Source organism: Prevotella aff. ruminicola Tc2-24, from assembly GCF_900110895.1.
In the GTDB taxonomy this organism is placed as follows: Bacteria; Bacteroidota; Bacteroidia; order Bacteroidales; family Bacteroidaceae; genus Prevotella.
In genome coordinates this window covers 72,382-90,228 of the sequence record NZ_FOIQ01000004.1, presented here as the reverse complement: position 1 = coordinate 90,228, position 17,847 = coordinate 72,382, and the positions used below count along the sequence as shown (strand labels likewise).

Genomic DNA, 17,847 nt, shown 5'->3' with positions numbered 1-17,847 from the left:
ATGAGGAATTTTATCGTCAGAACCATCACGGCGGTATTTTTCGTGGCCGCCATCGTAACATGTTTCCTACGTCCGGAGGCCATGGCGTTTCTCTTTGCCGTTGTCACCGGACTCACCATCTGGGAGTTCACCGGACTGGTCAACGAGAGAGAGCACGTCGCCATCAACCGTCTGATCTGCACCGTAGCCGGCGTCTACTTCTTCCTGGCCATGATGGGCTACAATAGCGGCATCACATCCTCCGGCGTGTTCATCCCCTACCTCATCTCCATCATCTACCTGTTGATTGCCGAGCTCTATCTGAAACAAGAAGATCCCGTCAGCAACTGGGCCTATACGATGATGAGTCAGCTTTACATCGCCCTGCCGTTCTCCCTGTTGAATGTGCTGGCCTTCCGTGCCGTGGGCGATGGCATCTGCTACACCTATCTGATACCCCTCTCCGTGTTCGTCTTCCTCTGGATCAACGACACCGGCGCCTACCTCTGCGGTTCCCTTCTGGGCAAGCATAAGCTGTTTCCGCGTATCTCACCGGGAAAGAGCTGGGAAGGCTCCGTCGGTGGTGGCATCCTCGTGATGGTCATCGCCGTATTGGTGTGGTACCTCACAGAGCAGTATGGTGTCAACGATCTCCAGCTGAGCGCCGTCGAATGGGCCGGTCTCGGACTGACGGTGGTTGTTTTCGGCACCTGGGGCGACCTTGTGGAGTCGCTCTTCAAGCGTACCCTCGGCATCAAGGACAGTGGTCACATCCTTCCCGGTCACGGTGGAATGCTCGACCGCTTCGACTCGTCCTTGTTGGCCATCCCCGCAGCCGTGGTCTATCTCTACACGCTGACCATCCTGTAAGACAACACACATACCAGAATAAGCAGGCGGTTTCTCTTGAGTGAGAAGCCGCCTGTTTTTCATATGATTACCTATATGCCCTGCTGTGATATATCTTTACAAATGGGCGCGCATAGCTTGCGTGGTGGGCTGGAACATGGGAATGTGGGGTGTAGACGCGAGTTTTGAATCGTTTTCATAATTGGCTGATAATAAGACGATTACGCCCACACAAGGAAGGGGTGGGATTTTACGGTCATGGAGATAGGGTCTATGAGTCGTGGAGATAGGGTTCACGAGTGTAAGAGATAATCTCTATACCCTATAAGGGATTATCTCTTTCTCTCGTAAGTGCCATTCCTTACAGTCGTGGAACCTATCTCTTCAACTGTAAAGAGGCATCCCTACCCGGAGTAGGGTCGTTCTCCACTCCAGATAGGTCGAAAGTATACCATAATAGGGCAAAAAGGGACTATAAGAGGCCCCTTGGTTTTTCTAGTTCGCAACTTCTGACGAACACTTTTTTAGGCACTTTTTTAGGACAAAACGCCACCGAAGACTTACTTCCTGTCGTAGCGGACAGCAAATGTCGGCTTATAGGTGTTCTCCACGGTGAGCGTGATGAAACCACCGTCGGTCTCAAACTTCGCCACCTTATGATCATCCCCATGCTTCGGCATGTTAGGCCAGCTGCCCAACTCCTTCTCGAACTGGTCGCGCATCTGCTGCCAGAGTTTCCGGGTACTGTCGTTGGTAGAGATCTTGTAGTTCTCCTGCAACGCCACCAGCTGTCCCTCCTTCTGGGCAATCGAAATGCGATAGTTCGTGCTGGGGTTGGCCATCACGACCAGACCACTCGCAGAGTCCGACTTGGCGGAGTCTACATAAAAACCACGAGCCTGCATAGAGTCGCAGAAGGTTTGGAACGGCAGTCCCATGGACAGACCGCGATACGACAGTTCTTTCTTCTCCCCACTACAAGCGCACAGGGCGGCAAATGCCACGATCGCAAAAATAATCTTCTTCATCGTTGTCAATCATTTGTGATTTCGCGACAAATTTACAATATTTTTTTTATTTCCGTTTATTCTTGACAACTATTTCTATTTTTTTCATACCTTTGCACACATGTTTTCAGCAGGTATACTATTATCCGCACTTTTCATGCTATCCTCGGCAGAGGAAGACTCCATCCGCACAGAACGGTTGGAGGAGGTGGTGATCACCTCGAACTCAGCCCGGCAACGCATACAGAACGTGCAGACGGGTGCCGAGGTGCTGCAACTGGAGAACCTGACATCGGCGCCGCAACTGTTTGGCGAGAACGATATCATGCGCTCCATCCAACTGTTGCCCGGTGTCAAGGCCGAGAGCGATGCCTCCAGCGGCTTCCAGGTACGAGGCGGCACATCGGCACAGAACCAGGTGCTGTTCGACAATGCCCCCGTCTACAACGTAGGACATATGGGCGGCCTCTTCTCTGCCTTCAACGACGATGCCCTGGCGGCCGGCACACTCTACAAAGGACTGCTGCCCGCCCAGTACGGCGGTGCCTCGTCGGCCGTGCTCGACATCACGGGACGAACAGGCAACAGGAACGGCTGGCATGGTAGTACCACCATCGGTCTGCTCTCCGCCAAAGGGACCGTCGAAGGTCCGATCGTCAAGAACAAGGCATCGTTCCTGGTGACCGCCAGACGCACCTATATGGATATGTTCCTGAAGTTGTCGGACGACTATAAGAACAACACCCTGTACTTCTACGATGTCAACGCAAAGCTCGACTGGACGTTGAACGCCCGCAACCAACTCTTCCTGACCTTCTTCACCGGTTACGACAAGACCGCCATAGACAAGATGGTCGATATCCGTTGGGGAAACAGGAGTGCCAGTCTGAAGTGGCTGCACCATTTCAACGGAGGCTCCAACGCACAGACCACCTTATATTATAGTGACTACCAGACAGACAATGGGGTGGACTTCGAAGGGTTCAACCTCACCTACAAAGGACATATCCGACAAGGGAGCATCCGACAAGACTTCCACCTCGCACTGGGCGAGCATCAGCTCAAGGCAGGCATCCAGAGTTCGCTGCTCAACGTGAAGTCGGCCGAGTGGGTGATCGTCAGCAAGCACGACAAGGAGGAGCGGCGTGCATGGGAGAACGCCGCATGGCTCAACGGCACACTGCACATCTCCGAGGCGCTCTCCGCCTCCCTCGGTCTGCGCCTGTCGACCTTCTCTCCCCTCGGCGGTTCGCTGTATTACGACATCGCCCCCGACGGCACCATCGACTGGTACTACAACTACGGTAGGAACGAGATCGTAAAGACCTACGCCACCCTGGAGCCACGCGCCAGCATCAGCTATCAGGCCACAGGACAGACCAGTATCAAACTGGGCTATGCCCGTACCTCACAGCATATCCACGCCCTGCGCAACCAGAGCACGTCGACACCCTTCGACCGCTACACCATCAGCAGTAATATCGTGAAGCCCGAGGTGGCCGATCAGGTCAGTGCCGGTCTCTATACGATGACTGCGACACAAGACTACGACTTCTCACTGGAGGCCTACTACCGTAAGACAGACCATGTGATCGACTACCGCGACGGGAAATCGTTCGGCAGTGAGATCGAGATCGAACGACTGGTGCTGCCCGGCGAGGGGAAGAGCTACGGCATGGAGCTGTGCGCCCGAAAGAACAACGGGAAACTGACGGGATGGCTGGCCTATACCCTGTCGTGGTCGAAGACCCGCATCGACGGCATCAACGGCGGCAGATGGTACGACGCGAGCAACGACCGTCGGCACGACGTCAACCTCGTGGCGTCGTACAGGCTCTCAGACCGATGGTCGTTCAACGCCGCCTGGGTGTTCAACAGCGGACAGGCCTTCACCGCCCCCAGTGGTAAGTACCAGATCATGGACAACTGGGTGTACTACTATGCCGAGCGTAACGGCTACCGAGCCCCCGACTACCATCGTCTGGACGTGAGTGCCATCTGGACCAAGAAACGGTCGTGGTGCACCCAACAGTGGGTGTTCGGCATCTACAACCTCTACAACAGGTATAACCCCTACCTCATCAACTTCGAGGACAGTCAGGACGGCAACCGTACCCGGGCCGTCCAGTATTCGCTCTTCGGCATCATCCCTTCTGTATCACTCAATATCAAGTTCTGACCCTATGCGTAATCTTCCACTTCTGTTCATCCTCATCGGCCTGCTCTGCTCTTGTGAGAAAGAGATTGCAATAGACTATCATCAGGTCGATCCGCTCTACGTCGTAGAGGCTTCGGTCTCGGATGAAGGGATGACAGCTCGCATCACTCAGACGTGTGACATGAACGACAACACGACGAGCAGTCATATCAGTCAGGCTACCGTCACCATATCCGGCAGCGACGGAACGACGACGGCACTCAGATACACAAAGAACGGCTACTACAAGGCCGACGCCACAGGTACGCCCGGGGTGACCTACCGGATAGACATCGACCTCGACGGCCAGCACTTCTCCTCCACATCGACCATGCAGAAGAAGCCTCAGCTGAATAAGTTCCGCTTTCTCTGGAAGAAGATCATGACAGAGAGGTTTCTGATGAGCGAGCTGCTCTTCCAGGATATCCCCAACGAGGCGAACTGGTACTTCATTCATCTCTACCGGAACAACATCGCATACAGATGGTCGGTATGCCGCGACGATATGGATCCCAACAAGGAACTGCAACAGTTCTTCAGCTTCGACCGGGAAGGAAGTACCGGCGATGATATGCTACAGGAGGGTGACCGTCTTCATCTGGAGATACGGGCCATCGACCAGCGTGCCTACGACTACCTGTACTCCATGCAGCTGATGGAGAACACTGGCACGAATCCTATACAGAACTTCACCGGCGGTTGTCTGGGCTACTTCTCCGCCTACAGTCAGGTGAGTTACGACTGTGTGTACCATGCCACAGACGTGGAAGAAGCAGAATAAGTATCAGTCTATGGTCTTCCGGAGTACCAGCGTGACCGTCAGACGACCGTCATCACCGACGAACTGCAACTGCATCGTATCGTCTGTGAACAACAGCACCTGTGCGGTAAGGGCCAGCTGATAGCCATCGCCGCCCTCCAGCTTCAGGTTATGGTTGTCACACTGATATCGTCCCTCAAGGATGATGTCGCCCGTCTCGTCTGTAGAGAAGAACGTGCCCTTACGCATCATCCCATTATAGCTTCCGTCAGCACGGAAAACGAACTTGTCGAAGGCGAGCTCCATCGTCAGATCGCCTTCGACAAGCATATCGCCCTCATTCGTCCCTAACTGCCAGGTACCGACAATCACCTCGCCCAGACGGCGCCCGTCATCATCGCCACCACTGCACGACAGTAGCAGGAGAAAGAAGAGCAGAGAACAAACGGCTCTCAGTCTCATTTCACATTGCCGACCTTCACCAGATACTCGGCAATCTGCACGGCATTCAGGGCAGCACCCTTACGGATCTGGTCACCAGAAAGCCAGAAGGTAAGACCACAGTCATCGCTCAGGTCCTTACGCACACGACCGACGTAGATATCGTCCTTGCCGGCTGTCTCCAGCGGCATCGGATAAGTGAGGGTGGTGGGATCGTCCTTCAGCGTACAACCGGGAGCAGCGGCGATGGCCTTCTGAGCCTCCTCGACGCTGATGGGCTTCTCGGTCTCGATCCATACAGACTCAGAGTGAGAACGCAACGACGATACACGGACACACATGGCCGAGCACTTGGCATCGGTGTGCATGATCTTACGGGTCTCGTTGAACATCTTCATCTCTTCCTTCGTGTAACCATTGGGCTGGAACACGTCGATCTGAGGAATCACGTTATAGGCGAGCTGATGGGCGAACTTCTTGACGGTCTTCACCTCACCCTCTTCAACCATCTCCTTATACTGCTGCTGCAGCTCTGCCATGGCAGCTGCACCGGCTCCAGAGGCACTCTGGTAAGAGGCCACGTGGATACGCTTGATATGACTGATCTGCTCCAACGGCTGAAGCACCACGACCATCATGATGGTCGTACAGTTCGGGTTGGCGATAATACCACGGGGACGGTTCAGGGCATCCTCGGCATTGCACTCGGGCACTACCAAGGGTACATCATCATCCATACGGAAAGCACTGGAATTGTCGATCATCACGGCACCATACTTAGTGATGGTCTCCGCGAACTCCTTCGACGTGCCGGCGCCGGCACTGGTGAACGCGATGTCCACATCCTTGAAATCATCGTTATGCTGAAGTAACTTCACTTCAATCTCCTTTCCCTTAAAGGTGTACTTTCGACCGGCACTACGCTCTGATCCGAACAATACCAACTCATCCATCGGGAAGTTTCTCTCATCAAGGATTCGCAGGAACTCCTGTCCTACGGCACCGCTTGCACCTACAATTGCTACTTTCATCTTGCCTAATTCTATCTTTTGTTGATTACTAGGCTGCAAAATTACGAAAAGTCGAGCGCAATACAAAAGAAATACATTTCTTTTTTTGCCGAGACGGAGTAATTTCGCCATCTTTGATGGCAATATTACGAAAAGTCGAGCGCAATACAAAAGAATTTATTCTTTTTTTATTTCCTAATTATTTTTTATTCGTACCTTTGCAGACAGAATGACCCTACTAGCGACATATTTCCCAATAACCGACCCTACACTGATTTTCTTTGTAGTCCTGTTGATCATTCTGCTTGCCCCGATCGTCATGAGCAAGCTCCGTATCCCACACATCATCGGAATGGTGTTGGCAGGTGTGCTGATCGGACAGTACGGTCTGAACATCCTGGAGCGCGACAACTCGTTTGAGCTCTTCGGACGTGTCGGCCTGTATTATATCATGTTCCTCGCTGGACTGGAGATGGACACGGACGGTGTCAGGAAGCGTTCAAAGCATTTCGTCCTCTTCGGACTGTTCACCTTCCTCGTTCCCTTCGTGATGACATACATTATGGCACTGACCATCCTGGACTACTCTTCGTCGGCGTCGTTTCTTCTGGGATGTATCATGGCATCGAACACACTGATTGCCTACCCTATCATATGCCGCTACGGTCTTCAGAAACATACGAGTGTCACGCTGAGTGTCGGCTCTTCCATGATATCGCTGTTCATGGCCCTCGTCATGCTGGCCGCCTTGTCCGGCTCGTTCGACGGAGATAGCGGGTGGCAGTTCTGGCTGCTGTTCCTTCTGAAGTTCGCAGCGTTCTGTGTGGGCAGCGTGGTCCTGATTCCTAAACTGACACGTTACTTCCTGCGCCGTTACAGCGATGCCGTCATGCAGTATATCTTCGTGCTCGGCGTGATGTTCCTGAGTGCGTCGCTGACCTCGCTGATCGGCATCGAAGGGGTGTTCGGAGCGTTCTTCTCCGGACTGATCCTGAACAGATACATCCCCCACGTGTCGCCACTGATGAACCGCATCGAGTTCATCGGTAATGCCCTGTTCATTCCCTATTTCCTGATCGGTGTGGGCATGCTCATCAATGTGCGCACCCTGTTCTCAGGTATAGAGATGGCGTGGATCGTGTTCCTCATCGTTTTCTTCGGTACCTTCGGCAAGGCTGTCGCAGCCTACCTGTCGAGTCTGATACTACGACTCTCGAAAGCCGACGGTAACATGATGTTCGGTCTGACCTCCGCCCATGCGGCAGGTGCCATCGCCATGGTCATGGTCGGCATGCGTCTGGAGGTTGCCCCCGGTGAGTACCTGATCAATAACGACATGCTGAACGGTGTCGTGATGATGATACTCTTCACCTGCATCATCAGTACGATGATGACCGAGCATGCATCCAAACAGATTATCCTGCAAGAGAAGAGTCACCTGACAGCGGAAGCCCCGAAGGACGATGACGAGAAGATTCTGCTCTGTGTGAAGTACCCGGATATTGCGCCACAGCTGCTCGACCTCTCCACGCTGATGCGTAACCAACGGTTGAAGCGCGACCTGGTGGCACTCAACGTGGTCTACGACGACCAGAACAGTAGTACGGCCCGGGCTCAGGGTCTCCGTCTGTTGGAGCATCTGCAACAGCAGGCCAGTGCCGCTGATGTCGGTATGCAGACACAGGTCCGTCTTGCCACCAACATCGCCAACGGCATCAAGCACGCCTTCCGGGAGTTCGCCTGCTCGGAGATCATCATGGGTATGCACGTCCATACCGACATCAACCCTCGTTTCTGGGGTGAGTTCATCCAGAGTCTGTATAACGGTCTGAACCGACAGATCGTCCTGACCCGTTTCGTGCAACCGATGTCCACGCTCCGACGTATCCAAGTGGCCGTCCCCTCGCGGGCAGAGTTCGAGCCTGGTTTCCACCGGTGGCTGGAACGACTGAGTCGACTGGCCGGCCAGTTAGACTGCCGCATCCAGTTCCATGGTCGTAACGAGTCGCTCGCGCTGATTGCAGAGTATATCAACAACCGGCATCCGAACGTGCGGGCGGAATATACGCCAATGGGGCACTGGAACGAACTGCCCCAGTTGGCATCCGGCATCGCGAAGGATCATCTCTTCGTGGTGGTGACCGCCCGAAAGGGTACTATCTCCTATAAGACGGCCTTGGAGCGTCTGCCTGATGAGCTGCAGAAGTTCTTCTCCGGCAAGAACCTCATGATCATCTTCCCCGACCAGTTCGGCAACACGAAGGACGACCGTATGAGCTTCACCGAGGCGCAGCACCATGAGGAGAAGAGTATCTATGATACTATCCTACGTTGGATCCATAGAAAGAAATGAAAGATATGATTGACATCAGAAATATCACCAAAAGCTTCGGATCGCTACAAGTACTGAAAGGTATCGATCTGCATATCGACAAAGGTGAGGTGGTGAGCATCGTCGGCCCCAGTGGTGCCGGCAAGACCACACTGCTTCAGATCATCGGCACGCTCGACCGCCCCGACACCGGCTCTGTGACGGTTGACGGTATCGACGTGACCTCGCTCTCGTCGAAGAAGCTCTCTGACTTCCGGAACCAGCATCTCGGCTTCGTGTTCCAGTTCCATCAGTTGCTCCCTGAGTTCACGGCCATCGAGAACATCATGATCCCGGCTTATATCGCCGGCATGTCGCATAAACAGGCGAGACAACGGGCAAAGGAACTGCTCGAGTTCATGGGACTGGCCGACCGTGCCAGTCATAAGCCCAACGAGCTGTCGGGTGGAGAGAAGCAGCGCGTAGCCGTGGCCCGCGCACTGGTCAACCACCCGGCCGTGATCCTTGCCGACGAACCTTCCGGCTCTCTCGACACAAAGAACAAGGAAGAGCTGCACCAGTTGTTCTTTGACCTTCGCGACAAGTTCGGACAGACCTTTGTCATCGTCACACACGACGAGCAACTGGCGGCCATCACCGACCGTACCATTCACCTAAAAGACGGACTCATATGCTCAGACTCGGAGACTACAACACCCTCAGAATAGTCAAGTCGGTAGACTTCGGACTTTATCTCGACGGTGGAGAAGAAGGTGAGATCCTGCTTCCCCAGCGTTATGTGACCAAGAACATGCATATCGGCGACGATATCGAAGTGTTCATCTACCTCGACCAGGAGGAGCGACCTGTGGCTACCACGGAGCATCCCTATGCCAAGGTGGGCCAGTTTGCCAGTCTTGAGGTGGCCTGGGTGAATCAGTTTGGCGCCTTCCTGAACTGGGGACTGATGAAAGACCTCTTCTGTCCTTTCCGTGAACAGAAGAAAAGGATGGAACAGGGGAACCATTATATCGTATATATTAAGGTGGATGAGGATAGCTACCGCTTGATGGCTACCGCGAAGATCGACAAGTATCTCGAGATACCAACCATCAACGACCTGCCGGCGCTGACTCATGGTACGGAGGTGGACATTCTGATATGGCAGAAGACCGACCTCGGCTTCAAGGTGATCGTCAATAACCGCTTTCAGGGACAGATCTATGAGAACCAGATCTTCCAACCCCTGCACAGCGGCATGCGCTTAAAAGCCTATGTGGACCATGTACGTGAAGACGGGAAGATCGACCTGACCCTTCATCAGAGCGGCAGACAGCACGCCCTCGACTTCGCCGAGGTGTTGCTGCGCTACCTCTATGAGAACGATGGTTATTGCAATCTGGGCGACAAGTCGCCTGCCGAACTTATTTACGATCGTTTCCAGGTTTCTAAGAAAGCCTTCAAGAAGGCCATCGGCGACCTGTATAAGCGTCGTCTGATCACGATTGAAGAGGATGGGAATGGCATCCGTCTCGCTTAGTCGGGCCGCCTTCAGATCTTACCTCTCATGATAGCACTCTCACTTGAGTTCAGGTTGTACTTAGGCGACTTGTTCACTTTCTTGCCATAATCAATCGTCAGGATCACCTTCGCTGTCAGATACTGTTTTTGCAGACCACTGATAAGAGAGGACTGGTAATCATAAATGTCTGTATCGATTCTCCTGACAGTTTTGCTGTTCCGTAGGAATATATGATTGGCGACGACCTCGACAGCCATGTTCTTATGCGACCACTCCACGCCCATATCATATTCCCAGGGGACGTGGACGTATATCTGATTATTCAGGATCTCCTTATAGGGGGTGTTGCATGACATCGAGAATAAGAAATCCTTCACATACCAGTTTGCCAACAGCCCCATCTTCAACGTGTTCTGATGTATATTGGCAGGTCCACTTATAGACGTATATTGGTAGTCGCCATTGACGCGCAGATTAAAAGAGGATGTCGGCTTATAGGTGGTGGACAGACTGAAAGCTGTAGTACGATAACGGGCATCACTTGAGTAAGTATTGATCATCCTGTTTCCTTCCGTCAGATAATCATTAACTATCGCATGGTTAAGATACATATAGGAACCCGTCAGACCGACGGTCACCTTCTTGTGATTGTACATATAAGTCAACATAGGTTGCAGGATAACGGAGTTATCCATATCCACATTTCCCCGACGAATCATAAAGCGGTCTATCTGTTGACTCGTATGATTAACTGTATTCAATGAAGGATGGGTGTTGCCCAAAGCAAAACGTAACTGTAGTCTTTGAGATTTGTCAATCAGGTAGGCGGCCGAAAGGTTGATCCTTGGGGTAACATGCTTGATGGCATCATACCCCTGCAACTGATAAACAAGATAGGACACCCCCGGATTGGCATTGAGCATGAACTGAGTTCCGAAGCGTTTCCCATAATTAGCAAACAGAATGGTCTCTGAGGAATGGAGTTTCTGCTTGCCACTTTCGTTCACATCGTTTGACAACTGACTGATATGTATATATTCATGGAGACTGAATGTAAGCTGTGCCTTATGCGGAAGCATGGTCGTGTAGTTGGCATTCAGTTTCACATAGTAATAATCTTCCTTCGAGTGGTATGGGTAACTGGCATCTTGTTCTGTATAGCTTCTATCATACTTGTTGCGCGAGTAGTAACTATCAAGCATGACTTCAAAGTTCCTTTTAGGAGACATCGTTCGCTGGTAATACACAGACAAGGTTGGCTTCACGCTGCGAAAGAGATCCTTCTGCGCAAAACGAACGGAAGAAAGAAGTCCATCCGAATAGGTAATACGACCTTGGTCGACAAAATCGGAAGACGAGCTGCTCTCTATACCACCACGCAACATCCATGTACGTTCTTTTGTTGACTGACTGATGCTGGCGATGCCGTATTTGTTGATCGTACGGTCTCCCCCATCCTGATAGCGGCTCTCTTTGTTGACAACATAATCCGGGAAGGAATACGTTTCCTTTTCCTCTGCCTCGTTTTTAGGACTTTTGATATTATATCCAGCCCAGAGGTTCAGGTTGTAGTCTTTAAAAGAATACTTAGAGATCCCGTTATAATCGCCCAACAAGAAGCCCAGCCCTTGTCTGGCATCCAGCTGCGTATAACCTCCATCATGATAGTCTTTCAAGATATAGTTGATAGAGGCGGCATCTTTGGCGAACTTACCTGTCGGCATATCATAATACTCAATACGGGCTATATCCTTGGGACGCAATGATTCCACCTCTCGTGGGCTCACCTCCCGGCCATTGATATAAAGGGTGGCATCACCAGCAGGGGTGCTTACCCTTCCCTCTTTTCTGATGACGGTTACCCCAGGTAGCATCATATGACGTAACAGGTCATATCCCGTATGGGCATGCCTACGCTGTTGTTGCGTAGGCACGCCAACGATATGATTGTCCTTCACAGAAAGGTAACTTGCATGGACAACGACCTCTTGCAGATATTGTTCACGAGCGATGGAGTCCGTGTCTGCTCTTACCTCTTGGGCATTTAGACATGTACATATGTGTAAAAACAATGCACTAATATAAAATGCCTTTTTAATCATTTGATCTTTGTATCGATATATCTTACCAAGAAATCCTTCAGATTCTGCTTCATGACTATGCACTGGTTATTTGACGTGAATATCCTATTGTAGGGACATCCGCCATTGCATATAGGGAAATAAAAACACTGCTTACACTCCTCAGACTCCAACGGGTCGTTATCCAACAGGTACTTCAATACGAGCCTGTTTGAGAACGAGAAGTCCGTCACACTTCCTACCGACTTTTCCTTGACGCCGATATCATTCCAGCATTTATATAGCTCTCCCTCCGGGCCAATCACGAAGCTGTTGATATGCCGTGCACTGCACTCGCCAAAGGAAGAGCTGGGGTATAACGAGATAGGTATCTTATATTGATCGTATTGCTTCAGAACGAACTTCACCTTGTCACACTGCATCATGCATTTATTATTGGACACTTCTGAAAAATCGTCTGTCACATAACCGGGATGAATATTTATATGATAATCCCCAAACCTGTCTTTAAGAAAATGATATAGCTCGTGGTATTCATCTTCGTTAGATTTGTCTACATTAACCCTTAATGATACCCTAACCTCAGGATACTCTTGAAACAAAGTCGTGAGGTTCTTTATAATAACCTGGAAGCTGTCTTTATTTGTACAATGCGGACGGCGCTGGTTATGGGTTTCCTCCAAACCATCTATGGTTATCTGAACGCCCTTGACCTTATACCGTTTAAATGCCTGGACGACCTCTGAGTTCATGAGATAACCATTGGTGATGATAAACGCCTCATAATTATCAAACATTTCCATGAACTTCTCAGATAACTGTTTGATAAAATCAAACATGAGTAGCGGTTCCCCACCATACCATGTCACACGCAGATATTTCGTGTTCTTGAACGACTTCACGAAACCAAGAATATCAGAAATCGACTGATCGACCGATTTTGACACCTTTTTCTCAATACCGCCTTCGTAACAATATCCACATCGGAAATTACATGCAGTAGTTGGCGCAATGGTCAGTGAAAGGTATTTGTTATTATATCTCGATAGAGATCTTTCCAGTTTTATCTGATTATAGATATCTGCGTTGTCTTCGACTACGATACATTCTTTTTGGAGTTGATCCTGGACAGCCTGCGGTACAGCATCGAAATCGCCCCTTTGACATGCCTCCAAGATCGCCTTCTTATCCTCCTTCACTTCCATCAAGTTATTTGTATACGAATTATACAAATAAGTAGTATTGTCTTTATCAAAAAGATAATTATAAATTGACCAAACCATGATAATCAAAAAAAGATAAGGTAAGAGCATCTTCCGGCTTTAACCCTTCAACGCCCTTACCTCTGTAAGTGAATTTAGCAGAGATTGCTTTTGCAAGTACAGTCAGGAGCGCAATTCCATGCATCACAATCTGACCAAGGATCGCAGAAATCTCTTCCTGCGTAATCGATCATTTTGAACTTTTCTCTACCACCCAAAATCTGCCCCATAGCATCTTTTGCAAGACGCAGATCAAACTCATTCTGTGCATCATTTTTCTCAATGATGTTAAAAATAGAATCTTTCATAGATCTATAGAAACTAATAAACACCTACTCTTTTAGCTTTTCGGTTTCCGCTATTGTTTTCGCAATTGACAGCAAAAATAGTTATTTTGTTTCAAACTTACAAATTTTTAAAGGTCATATTTGAGTTATTCACGAGAATAACCAACCATTTCATGTTATCTGGCATAGGAAAGCAGAATCTCGTCGTCAGCGATGTGGCCCAACAGCTTTTTCAGGATTTCCCTTGCCTTCAGTTTCTCCGATGGGCGCAACAGGTTATAATCGTGAATGATTTCCTTCACTTCCGTCAGTTCTTCAATCAGCTGCGGGTCAACGGCGGAATAAATCTCACCAGCCAGCATTTTCTCTTTCTCTGTCATCGCTTATTCTCCTATATTTGCTATACCATAACGGGTGCAAAGGTACGAGTAAAGATTGATACGAAGATTTTTCCCTACTCACAAATAGGGGAAAATCCCCTCCATATTATGATTTTTCCTTTGTAAACCTCGCTAAAAGTTCCGAACTTTGCACTGTGAACAAGAAACAAAATGTCAAACTCTAAAGTATACTGGCAGTTCGACAAGCCATTCCATTTTGAATTAGAACGATAAAACATGGGAACAATGAAGCATGTATTTTTACTCTTGGCGTTTCTGATTTCTGGAGCCCTTCCCCAGCAGGCGCAAACACCAAAGCCGGAGATCAAGATACTGATGGAGATTCGGCCTGAGGTGAACTACGTGACACATCTCTACACGCTGGCGGAACTGGGATTCTCTGACTCAGCGTATGCTGCGAAATATGGCAACACATTTCCGCAGGCAGCTATCGACACCTTGCAGAAGTACAAGGACTACCTGACCTTCGGACAAGGCGAGGGAGGCATGTTGGCCTGGCCATTCTTCTTTGGTGTTTCGGCAGAAAACATACCCAATGTCGACTCAATGCGAGTGGCCATGAATATAGTGATGAACGAAGGTAGGAAAGCAAATGCACCAGCCGACGTGATGGCTGCTGTCCGTGCTATCGCCGACGTGTATGTAACTCACTACGACGCTTATCTCAAGAACGTCTATCCACAAGTGAAGGCTGACATGGAGGAGCGTCGGCAACTGCTGAGCCAGAAGATGCAGGAGCTGTCGTTCGTCAAGGATTGGGAACGGGTGACGGGCTATACTTGGCGTCGTGGCGATTATCACTGGCTGCTCTATCGTGCAGGCCATAAAGGTCCTTCGTACAATAATCTGAACGACAGCACCAACACCGTCTGGTATAATCAGGACATCGACTACCAGCTGGCGATGTTCAGTCATGAGTTCGGCATCTTCCTGATGCAGGACAGCATCGACCCCATCGTGGAGGAAATGAAAGTCTACACACGGAAGCTCGATTCAAAGCGCGACCTGACCTACGTGCCCTGGAGTGCCTTCGAGAGTCTGGCCTGCTGGTACAACTGCAAAATTGCAGGCCGTGAGACTGCCGACTATCGTTCCTTCGGCAAGGCCGACGTGCAGACATTCTGCCAGATATTCGATCGCCTGTCGAAGGAGGGCATCAACGATCCCGCAGAAGTCTATCGCAAGGGAATTATGGAGTATTTAAAAATAAATGAATAAAAAACGGCTTTTATATCTGGACAATCTGAAGGTGTGCCTGACGGTGCTAGTGATATTCCACCACGCCGGTCAGGCATACGGCGATGGTGGCGACTGGGCCTATCAGGGGAGCCAAGGTGTTTGTGCAGAAGAAACTCATCCGCCTGGGTATTCCGCTTTTGTTGATGGGTGGACTGATATCTATTTTATCAGGCAAGCCGGAGATTGGGCACATGTGGTTTTGCTTGGCTCGAAAAGATGGGTAACACAACGGGAATCATTTCGCTTGCAATAGGATGTGCCTTGGCATTAGGCATCTATCTTCGTGATGGCGGAGCATGGAACGCTTTCGTTACAGAGTGGTTTGGTATCTACATTACATGCAGTAGTTGGAGCAATGGTCAGTGAAAGGTATTTGTTATTATATCTCGATAGCGATCTTTCCAGTTTTATCTGATTATAGATATCTGCGTTGTCTTCGACTACTTATCCTCCTTCACTTCCATCAAGTTATTTGTATACGAATTATACAAATAAGTCGTATTGTCTTTATCAAAAAGATAATTATAAATTGACCAAACCATGATAATCAAAAAAAGATAAGGTAAGAGCATCTTCCGGCTTTACCCCTTCAACGCCCTTACCTCTGTAAGTGAATTTAGCAGAGATTGCTTCTGCAAGTACAGTCAGGACCGCAATGCCATGCGTCGCAATCTGACCAAGGACCGCAAGGTTTTTGCATCCTACCGCCCATAATCTGTCCCATAGCATCGTTTGTCAGATGCTGATCAAATTTCTCATGAGCATCATTCTGCTCGATGAACTTGAAAATAGAATCTTTCATAAATCTAAAATTAATAAACACCTACTCTTTTAGCTTTTCGGTTTCCGCTAATGTTTTCGCAATTGACAGCAAAAATAGTCACTTTTTTTCAAACTCACAAATTATTAAAGGTCTTATTTGAGCTATTCACGAGAATAACCAACCGTTTCATGTTATCTGGCATAGGAAAGCAGAATCCCCCGATGCTTTTGTGCATCGAGGGATTCTATATAGGTTCAAACTTACGTTGATATTCTTAGAACTCAGCGCTCTTCGGTGTTCTCGGGAACGGGATGACGTCGCGGATGTTCTGCATACCTGTTACAAACAGAATCAGACGCTCGAAGCCAAGACCGAAGCCGGCATGCGGACAGGTTCCCCAACGACGGGTATCGATGTACCACCACAGGTGGGTCTTATCCATCTGACGACGCTCAATCTCACCCATCAGTTTGTCGTAGCTCTCCTCACGCACCGAACCACCGATGATCTCACCGATCTGCGGGAACAGCACGTCGGTACCCTGCATGGTAGGACCAGGAGCCACAGCACCCTTGTAACCTACAGAACCGCCATCGGCTGTATCCTGGTTCTGTTTCATATAGAACGACTTGAAAGCACGGGGGTAGTCAGTCATGATGACGGGCTTCTTAAAGTGCTCCTCCACGAGGTAGCGCTCATGCTCACTAGCCAAGTCGTCGCCCCAGTTGCAGGGGAACTCGAACTTCTTACCGTTCTTAATAGCCTCCTGCAGGATCTTGATACCCTCAGTATAAGGCAGACGAACAAAAGTATCCTTCAAGACACCCTCCAGACGTTCAATCAGGGTCTTGTCGATCATCTGATTCAGGAACTGCAGATCGTCCTTACAGTTATCGAGAGCCCAACGGACACAGTACTTGATGAAGTCTTCTTCAAGATCCATCAACTCTTCCTGATCGATGAATGCCACCTCGGGTTCCACCATCCAGAACTCTGCCAGATGGCGCGGGGTGTTGGAATTCTCTGCACGGAAAGTGGGACCGAAAGTATAGATAGCGCCCAGTGCCGTAGCGCCTAACTCACCCTCTAACTGTCCAGATACCGTCAGCGATGTCTGCTCGCCAAAGAAATCATCATCATAGATGATCTTACCATTCTCGTCTTTCTTCAGATCGTAGAGGTTCTTTGTGGTAACCTGGAACATGTTGCCAGCACCCTCACAATCACTTGCCGTGATCAGCGGTGTATGGAAATAGAAGAAGCCATGCTCATGGAAATAGGTATGGATAGCCATCGCCATGTTATGACGGATACGCATCACAGCCCCGAAGGTATTGGTACGCAGACGCATGTGGGCGTTCTTACGCATCACCTCAAAGCTCTGACCCTTCTTCTGCATCGGATAGTCGTTGCCACAGAGACCATACACCTCTAGGTGTGTGGCCTGTATCTCACTCGACTGTCCGGCACCCTGACTCTCTACCAGTGTTCCCTCAGCACAGATACAGCTACCCGTAGTGATCTGTTTCAACTGCTCCTCGTCAAACTTTGTCGGATCAACCACGATCTGCACGTTCTTAATGGTTGAACCGTCGTTCAGGGCGATAAAGTCAACGGCCTTCGAGCTGCGGTGCGTACGCACCCAACCTTTTACACAGATGTCCTTACCATATTCCGTGCTCTTCAGCACATCGATAATCTTTGTTCGTTTCATCGTTTTTTGTTATCTTTAATGCAG

The 17,847-nt window shown here is 49.9% G+C and carries 17 protein-coding genes; 8 read left to right on the top strand and 9 right to left on the bottom strand.

The genetic code is table 11. From position 1 onward, the window contains the following. A complete protein-coding gene (locus BMY63_RS08570; protein WP_091915972.1) occupies positions 1-849 on the top strand; it encodes a phosphatidate cytidylyltransferase in 849 nt (282 codons plus the stop codon). A 539-nt stretch (positions 850-1,388) separates the two neighbouring features. Here the strand turns inward: BMY63_RS08570 and BMY63_RS08565 are convergent. Beyond that, on the bottom strand, positions 1,389-1,856 hold the full coding sequence (locus tag BMY63_RS08565; protein ID WP_091900988.1) for a membrane lipoprotein lipid attachment site-containing protein: 468 nt from the start codon (positions 1,854-1,856) through the stop codon (positions 1,389-1,391). 100 nt (positions 1,857-1,956) lie between these two features. Between BMY63_RS08565 and BMY63_RS08560 the strand changes: the two genes are divergently transcribed. Both BMY63_RS08560 and BMY63_RS08555 read left to right on the top strand, forming a co-directional pair. Beyond that, positions 1,957-4,014, top strand: coding sequence for a TonB-dependent receptor plug domain-containing protein (locus BMY63_RS08560; RefSeq protein ID WP_091915970.1), 2,058 nt, complete (start codon positions 1,957-1,959; stop codon positions 4,012-4,014). Between the two features lie 4 nt (positions 4,015-4,018). Then, positions 4,019-4,813, top strand: a complete 795-nt coding sequence (locus BMY63_RS08555) for a DUF4249 domain-containing protein (protein WP_091915968.1) — start codon at positions 4,019-4,021, stop codon at positions 4,811-4,813. 3 nt (positions 4,814-4,816) lie between these two features. Here the strand turns inward: BMY63_RS08555 and BMY63_RS08550 are convergent, their stop codons facing one another. Together BMY63_RS08550 and BMY63_RS08545 are read right to left on the bottom strand one after the other, a co-directional pair. Next, entirely contained in the window at positions 4,817-5,254 is a 438-nt protein-coding gene (locus tag BMY63_RS08550) for a lipocalin-like domain-containing protein (RefSeq protein ID WP_091915966.1), read from the bottom strand. Continuing rightward, positions 5,251-6,264, bottom strand: a complete 1,014-nt coding sequence (locus tag BMY63_RS08545) for an aspartate-semialdehyde dehydrogenase (RefSeq protein ID WP_091916243.1) — start codon at positions 6,262-6,264, stop codon at positions 5,251-5,253. The genes BMY63_RS08550 and BMY63_RS08545 overlap by 4 nt, the downstream gene beginning before the upstream one ends. Positions 6,265-6,472: 208 nt before the next feature. On the opposite strand from BMY63_RS08545, the gene BMY63_RS08540 reads away from it, so the two are divergent. Genes BMY63_RS08540 through BMY63_RS08530 form a run of 3 tightly spaced genes read left to right on the top strand, consistent with a single transcriptional unit; the run spans position 6,473 to position 10,094 of the window. Continuing rightward, positions 6,473-8,596 (top strand): cation:proton antiporter, encoded by a 2,124-nt coding sequence (locus BMY63_RS08540; RefSeq protein ID WP_091915964.1) that lies wholly within the window; start codon positions 6,473-6,475, stop codon positions 8,594-8,596. 5 nt (positions 8,597-8,601) lie between these two features. Next, positions 8,602-9,282, top strand: a complete 681-nt coding sequence (locus tag BMY63_RS08535; RefSeq protein WP_091901147.1) for an ABC transporter ATP-binding protein — start codon at positions 8,602-8,604, stop codon at positions 9,280-9,282. After that, on the top strand, positions 9,246-10,094 hold the full coding sequence (locus BMY63_RS08530) for a CvfB family protein (RefSeq protein WP_091915961.1): 849 nt from the start codon (positions 9,246-9,248) through the stop codon (positions 10,092-10,094). Before BMY63_RS08535 ends, BMY63_RS08530 begins: the two co-directional genes overlap by 37 nt. An 11-nt stretch (positions 10,095-10,105) precedes the next feature. Here the strand turns inward: BMY63_RS08530 and BMY63_RS08525 are convergent, their stop codons facing one another. The 4 genes from BMY63_RS08525 to BMY63_RS08510 all read right to left on the bottom strand — a co-directional run bounded on the left by BMY63_RS08525 (position 10,106) and on the right by BMY63_RS08510 (position 14,086). After that, complete coding sequence (locus BMY63_RS08525) at positions 10,106-12,034, bottom strand: TonB-dependent receptor (protein WP_091915959.1); 1,929 nt, start codon at positions 12,032-12,034, stop codon at positions 10,106-10,108. A 140-nt stretch (positions 12,035-12,174) separates the two neighbouring features. Continuing rightward, a complete protein-coding gene (locus BMY63_RS08520) occupies positions 12,175-13,362 on the bottom strand; it encodes a radical SAM/SPASM domain-containing protein (protein WP_256218990.1) in 1,188 nt (395 codons plus the stop codon). A gap of 152 nt (positions 13,363-13,514) precedes the next feature. Beyond that, the gene (locus BMY63_RS08515; protein WP_091915955.1) at positions 13,515-13,727 is read right to left on the bottom strand and encodes a hypothetical protein; all 213 of its coding nucleotides are present in this window, start codon (positions 13,725-13,727) and stop codon (positions 13,515-13,517) included. Between the two features lie 155 nt (positions 13,728-13,882). Next, a complete protein-coding gene (locus BMY63_RS08510) occupies positions 13,883-14,086 on the bottom strand; it encodes a maltose acetyltransferase domain-containing protein (protein WP_256218983.1) in 204 nt (67 codons plus the stop codon). Positions 14,087-14,332: 246 nt separating this feature from the next. On the opposite strand from BMY63_RS08510, the gene BMY63_RS08505 reads away from it, so the two are divergent. Together BMY63_RS08505 and BMY63_RS12335 are read left to right on the top strand one after the other, a co-directional pair. After that, on the top strand, positions 14,333-15,325 hold the full coding sequence (locus BMY63_RS08505) for a hypothetical protein (RefSeq protein WP_091901007.1): 993 nt from the start codon (positions 14,333-14,335) through the stop codon (positions 15,323-15,325). 237 nt (positions 15,326-15,562) lie between these two features. Beyond that, positions 15,563-15,712 carry a hypothetical protein gene (locus BMY63_RS12335; RefSeq protein ID WP_176771093.1) on the top strand — a complete coding sequence of 50 codons (150 nt, stop codon included), beginning with the start codon at positions 15,563-15,565 and terminating at the stop codon, positions 15,710-15,712. A 250-nt stretch (positions 15,713-15,962) separates the two neighbouring features. Here the strand turns inward: BMY63_RS12335 and BMY63_RS12200 are convergent, their stop codons facing one another. After that, a complete protein-coding gene (locus BMY63_RS12200; RefSeq protein ID WP_143065760.1) occupies positions 15,963-16,148 on the bottom strand; it encodes a hypothetical protein in 186 nt (61 codons plus the stop codon). 235 nt (positions 16,149-16,383) lie between these two features. Next, the gene (asnS, locus tag BMY63_RS08490; protein ID WP_091915953.1) at positions 16,384-17,823 is read right to left on the bottom strand and encodes an asparagine--tRNA ligase; all 1,440 of its coding nucleotides are present in this window, start codon (positions 17,821-17,823) and stop codon (positions 16,384-16,386) included. Positions 17,824-17,847: the final 24 nt, after the last annotated feature.

Excerpts from the sequence above, each read along its gene's own strand:
- BMY63_RS08510 (WP_256218983.1), bottom strand. The coding sequence starts at position 14,086 with ATGACAGAGAAAGAGAAAATGCTGGCTGGTGAGATTTATTCCGCCGTT.
- BMY63_RS08560 (WP_091915970.1), top strand. The coding sequence starts at position 1,957 with ATGTTTTCAGCAGGTATACTATTATCCGCACTTTTCATGCTATCCTCG.
- BMY63_RS08550 (WP_091915966.1), bottom strand. The coding sequence starts at position 5,254 with ATGAGACTGAGAGCCGTTTGTTCTCTGCTCTTCTTTCTCCTGCTACTG.
- BMY63_RS08505 (WP_091901007.1), top strand. The coding sequence starts at position 14,333 with ATGAAGCATGTATTTTTACTCTTGGCGTTTCTGATTTCTGGAGCCCTT.
- BMY63_RS08530 (WP_091915961.1), top strand. The coding sequence starts at position 9,246 with ATGCTCAGACTCGGAGACTACAACACCCTCAGAATAGTCAAGTCGGTA.
- BMY63_RS08540 (WP_091915964.1), top strand. The coding sequence starts at position 6,473 with ATGACCCTACTAGCGACATATTTCCCAATAACCGACCCTACACTGATT.
- BMY63_RS08520 (WP_256218990.1), bottom strand. The coding sequence starts at position 13,362 with ATGGAAGTGAAGGAGGATAAGAAGGCGATCTTGGAGGCATGTCAAAGG.
- BMY63_RS12200 (WP_143065760.1), bottom strand. The coding sequence starts at position 16,148 with ATGAAAGATTCTATTTTCAAGTTCATCGAGCAGAATGATGCTCATGAG.
- BMY63_RS08555 (WP_091915968.1), top strand. The coding sequence starts at position 4,019 with ATGCGTAATCTTCCACTTCTGTTCATCCTCATCGGCCTGCTCTGCTCT.
- BMY63_RS08535 (WP_091901147.1), top strand. The coding sequence starts at position 8,602 with ATGATTGACATCAGAAATATCACCAAAAGCTTCGGATCGCTACAAGTA.
- BMY63_RS12335 (WP_176771093.1), top strand. The coding sequence starts at position 15,563 with ATGGGTAACACAACGGGAATCATTTCGCTTGCAATAGGATGTGCCTTG.
- BMY63_RS08545 (WP_091916243.1), bottom strand. The coding sequence starts at position 6,264 with ATGAAAGTAGCAATTGTAGGTGCAAGCGGTGCCGTAGGACAGGAGTTC.
- asnS (WP_091915953.1), bottom strand. The coding sequence starts at position 17,823 with ATGAAACGAACAAAGATTATCGATGTGCTGAAGAGCACGGAATATGGT.
- BMY63_RS08515 (WP_091915955.1), bottom strand. The coding sequence starts at position 13,727 with ATGAAAGATTCTATTTTTAACATCATTGAGAAAAATGATGCACAGAAT.
- BMY63_RS08570 (WP_091915972.1), top strand. The coding sequence starts at position 1 with ATGAGGAATTTTATCGTCAGAACCATCACGGCGGTATTTTTCGTGGCC.
- BMY63_RS08565 (WP_091900988.1), bottom strand. The coding sequence starts at position 1,856 with ATGAAGAAGATTATTTTTGCGATCGTGGCATTTGCCGCCCTGTGCGCT.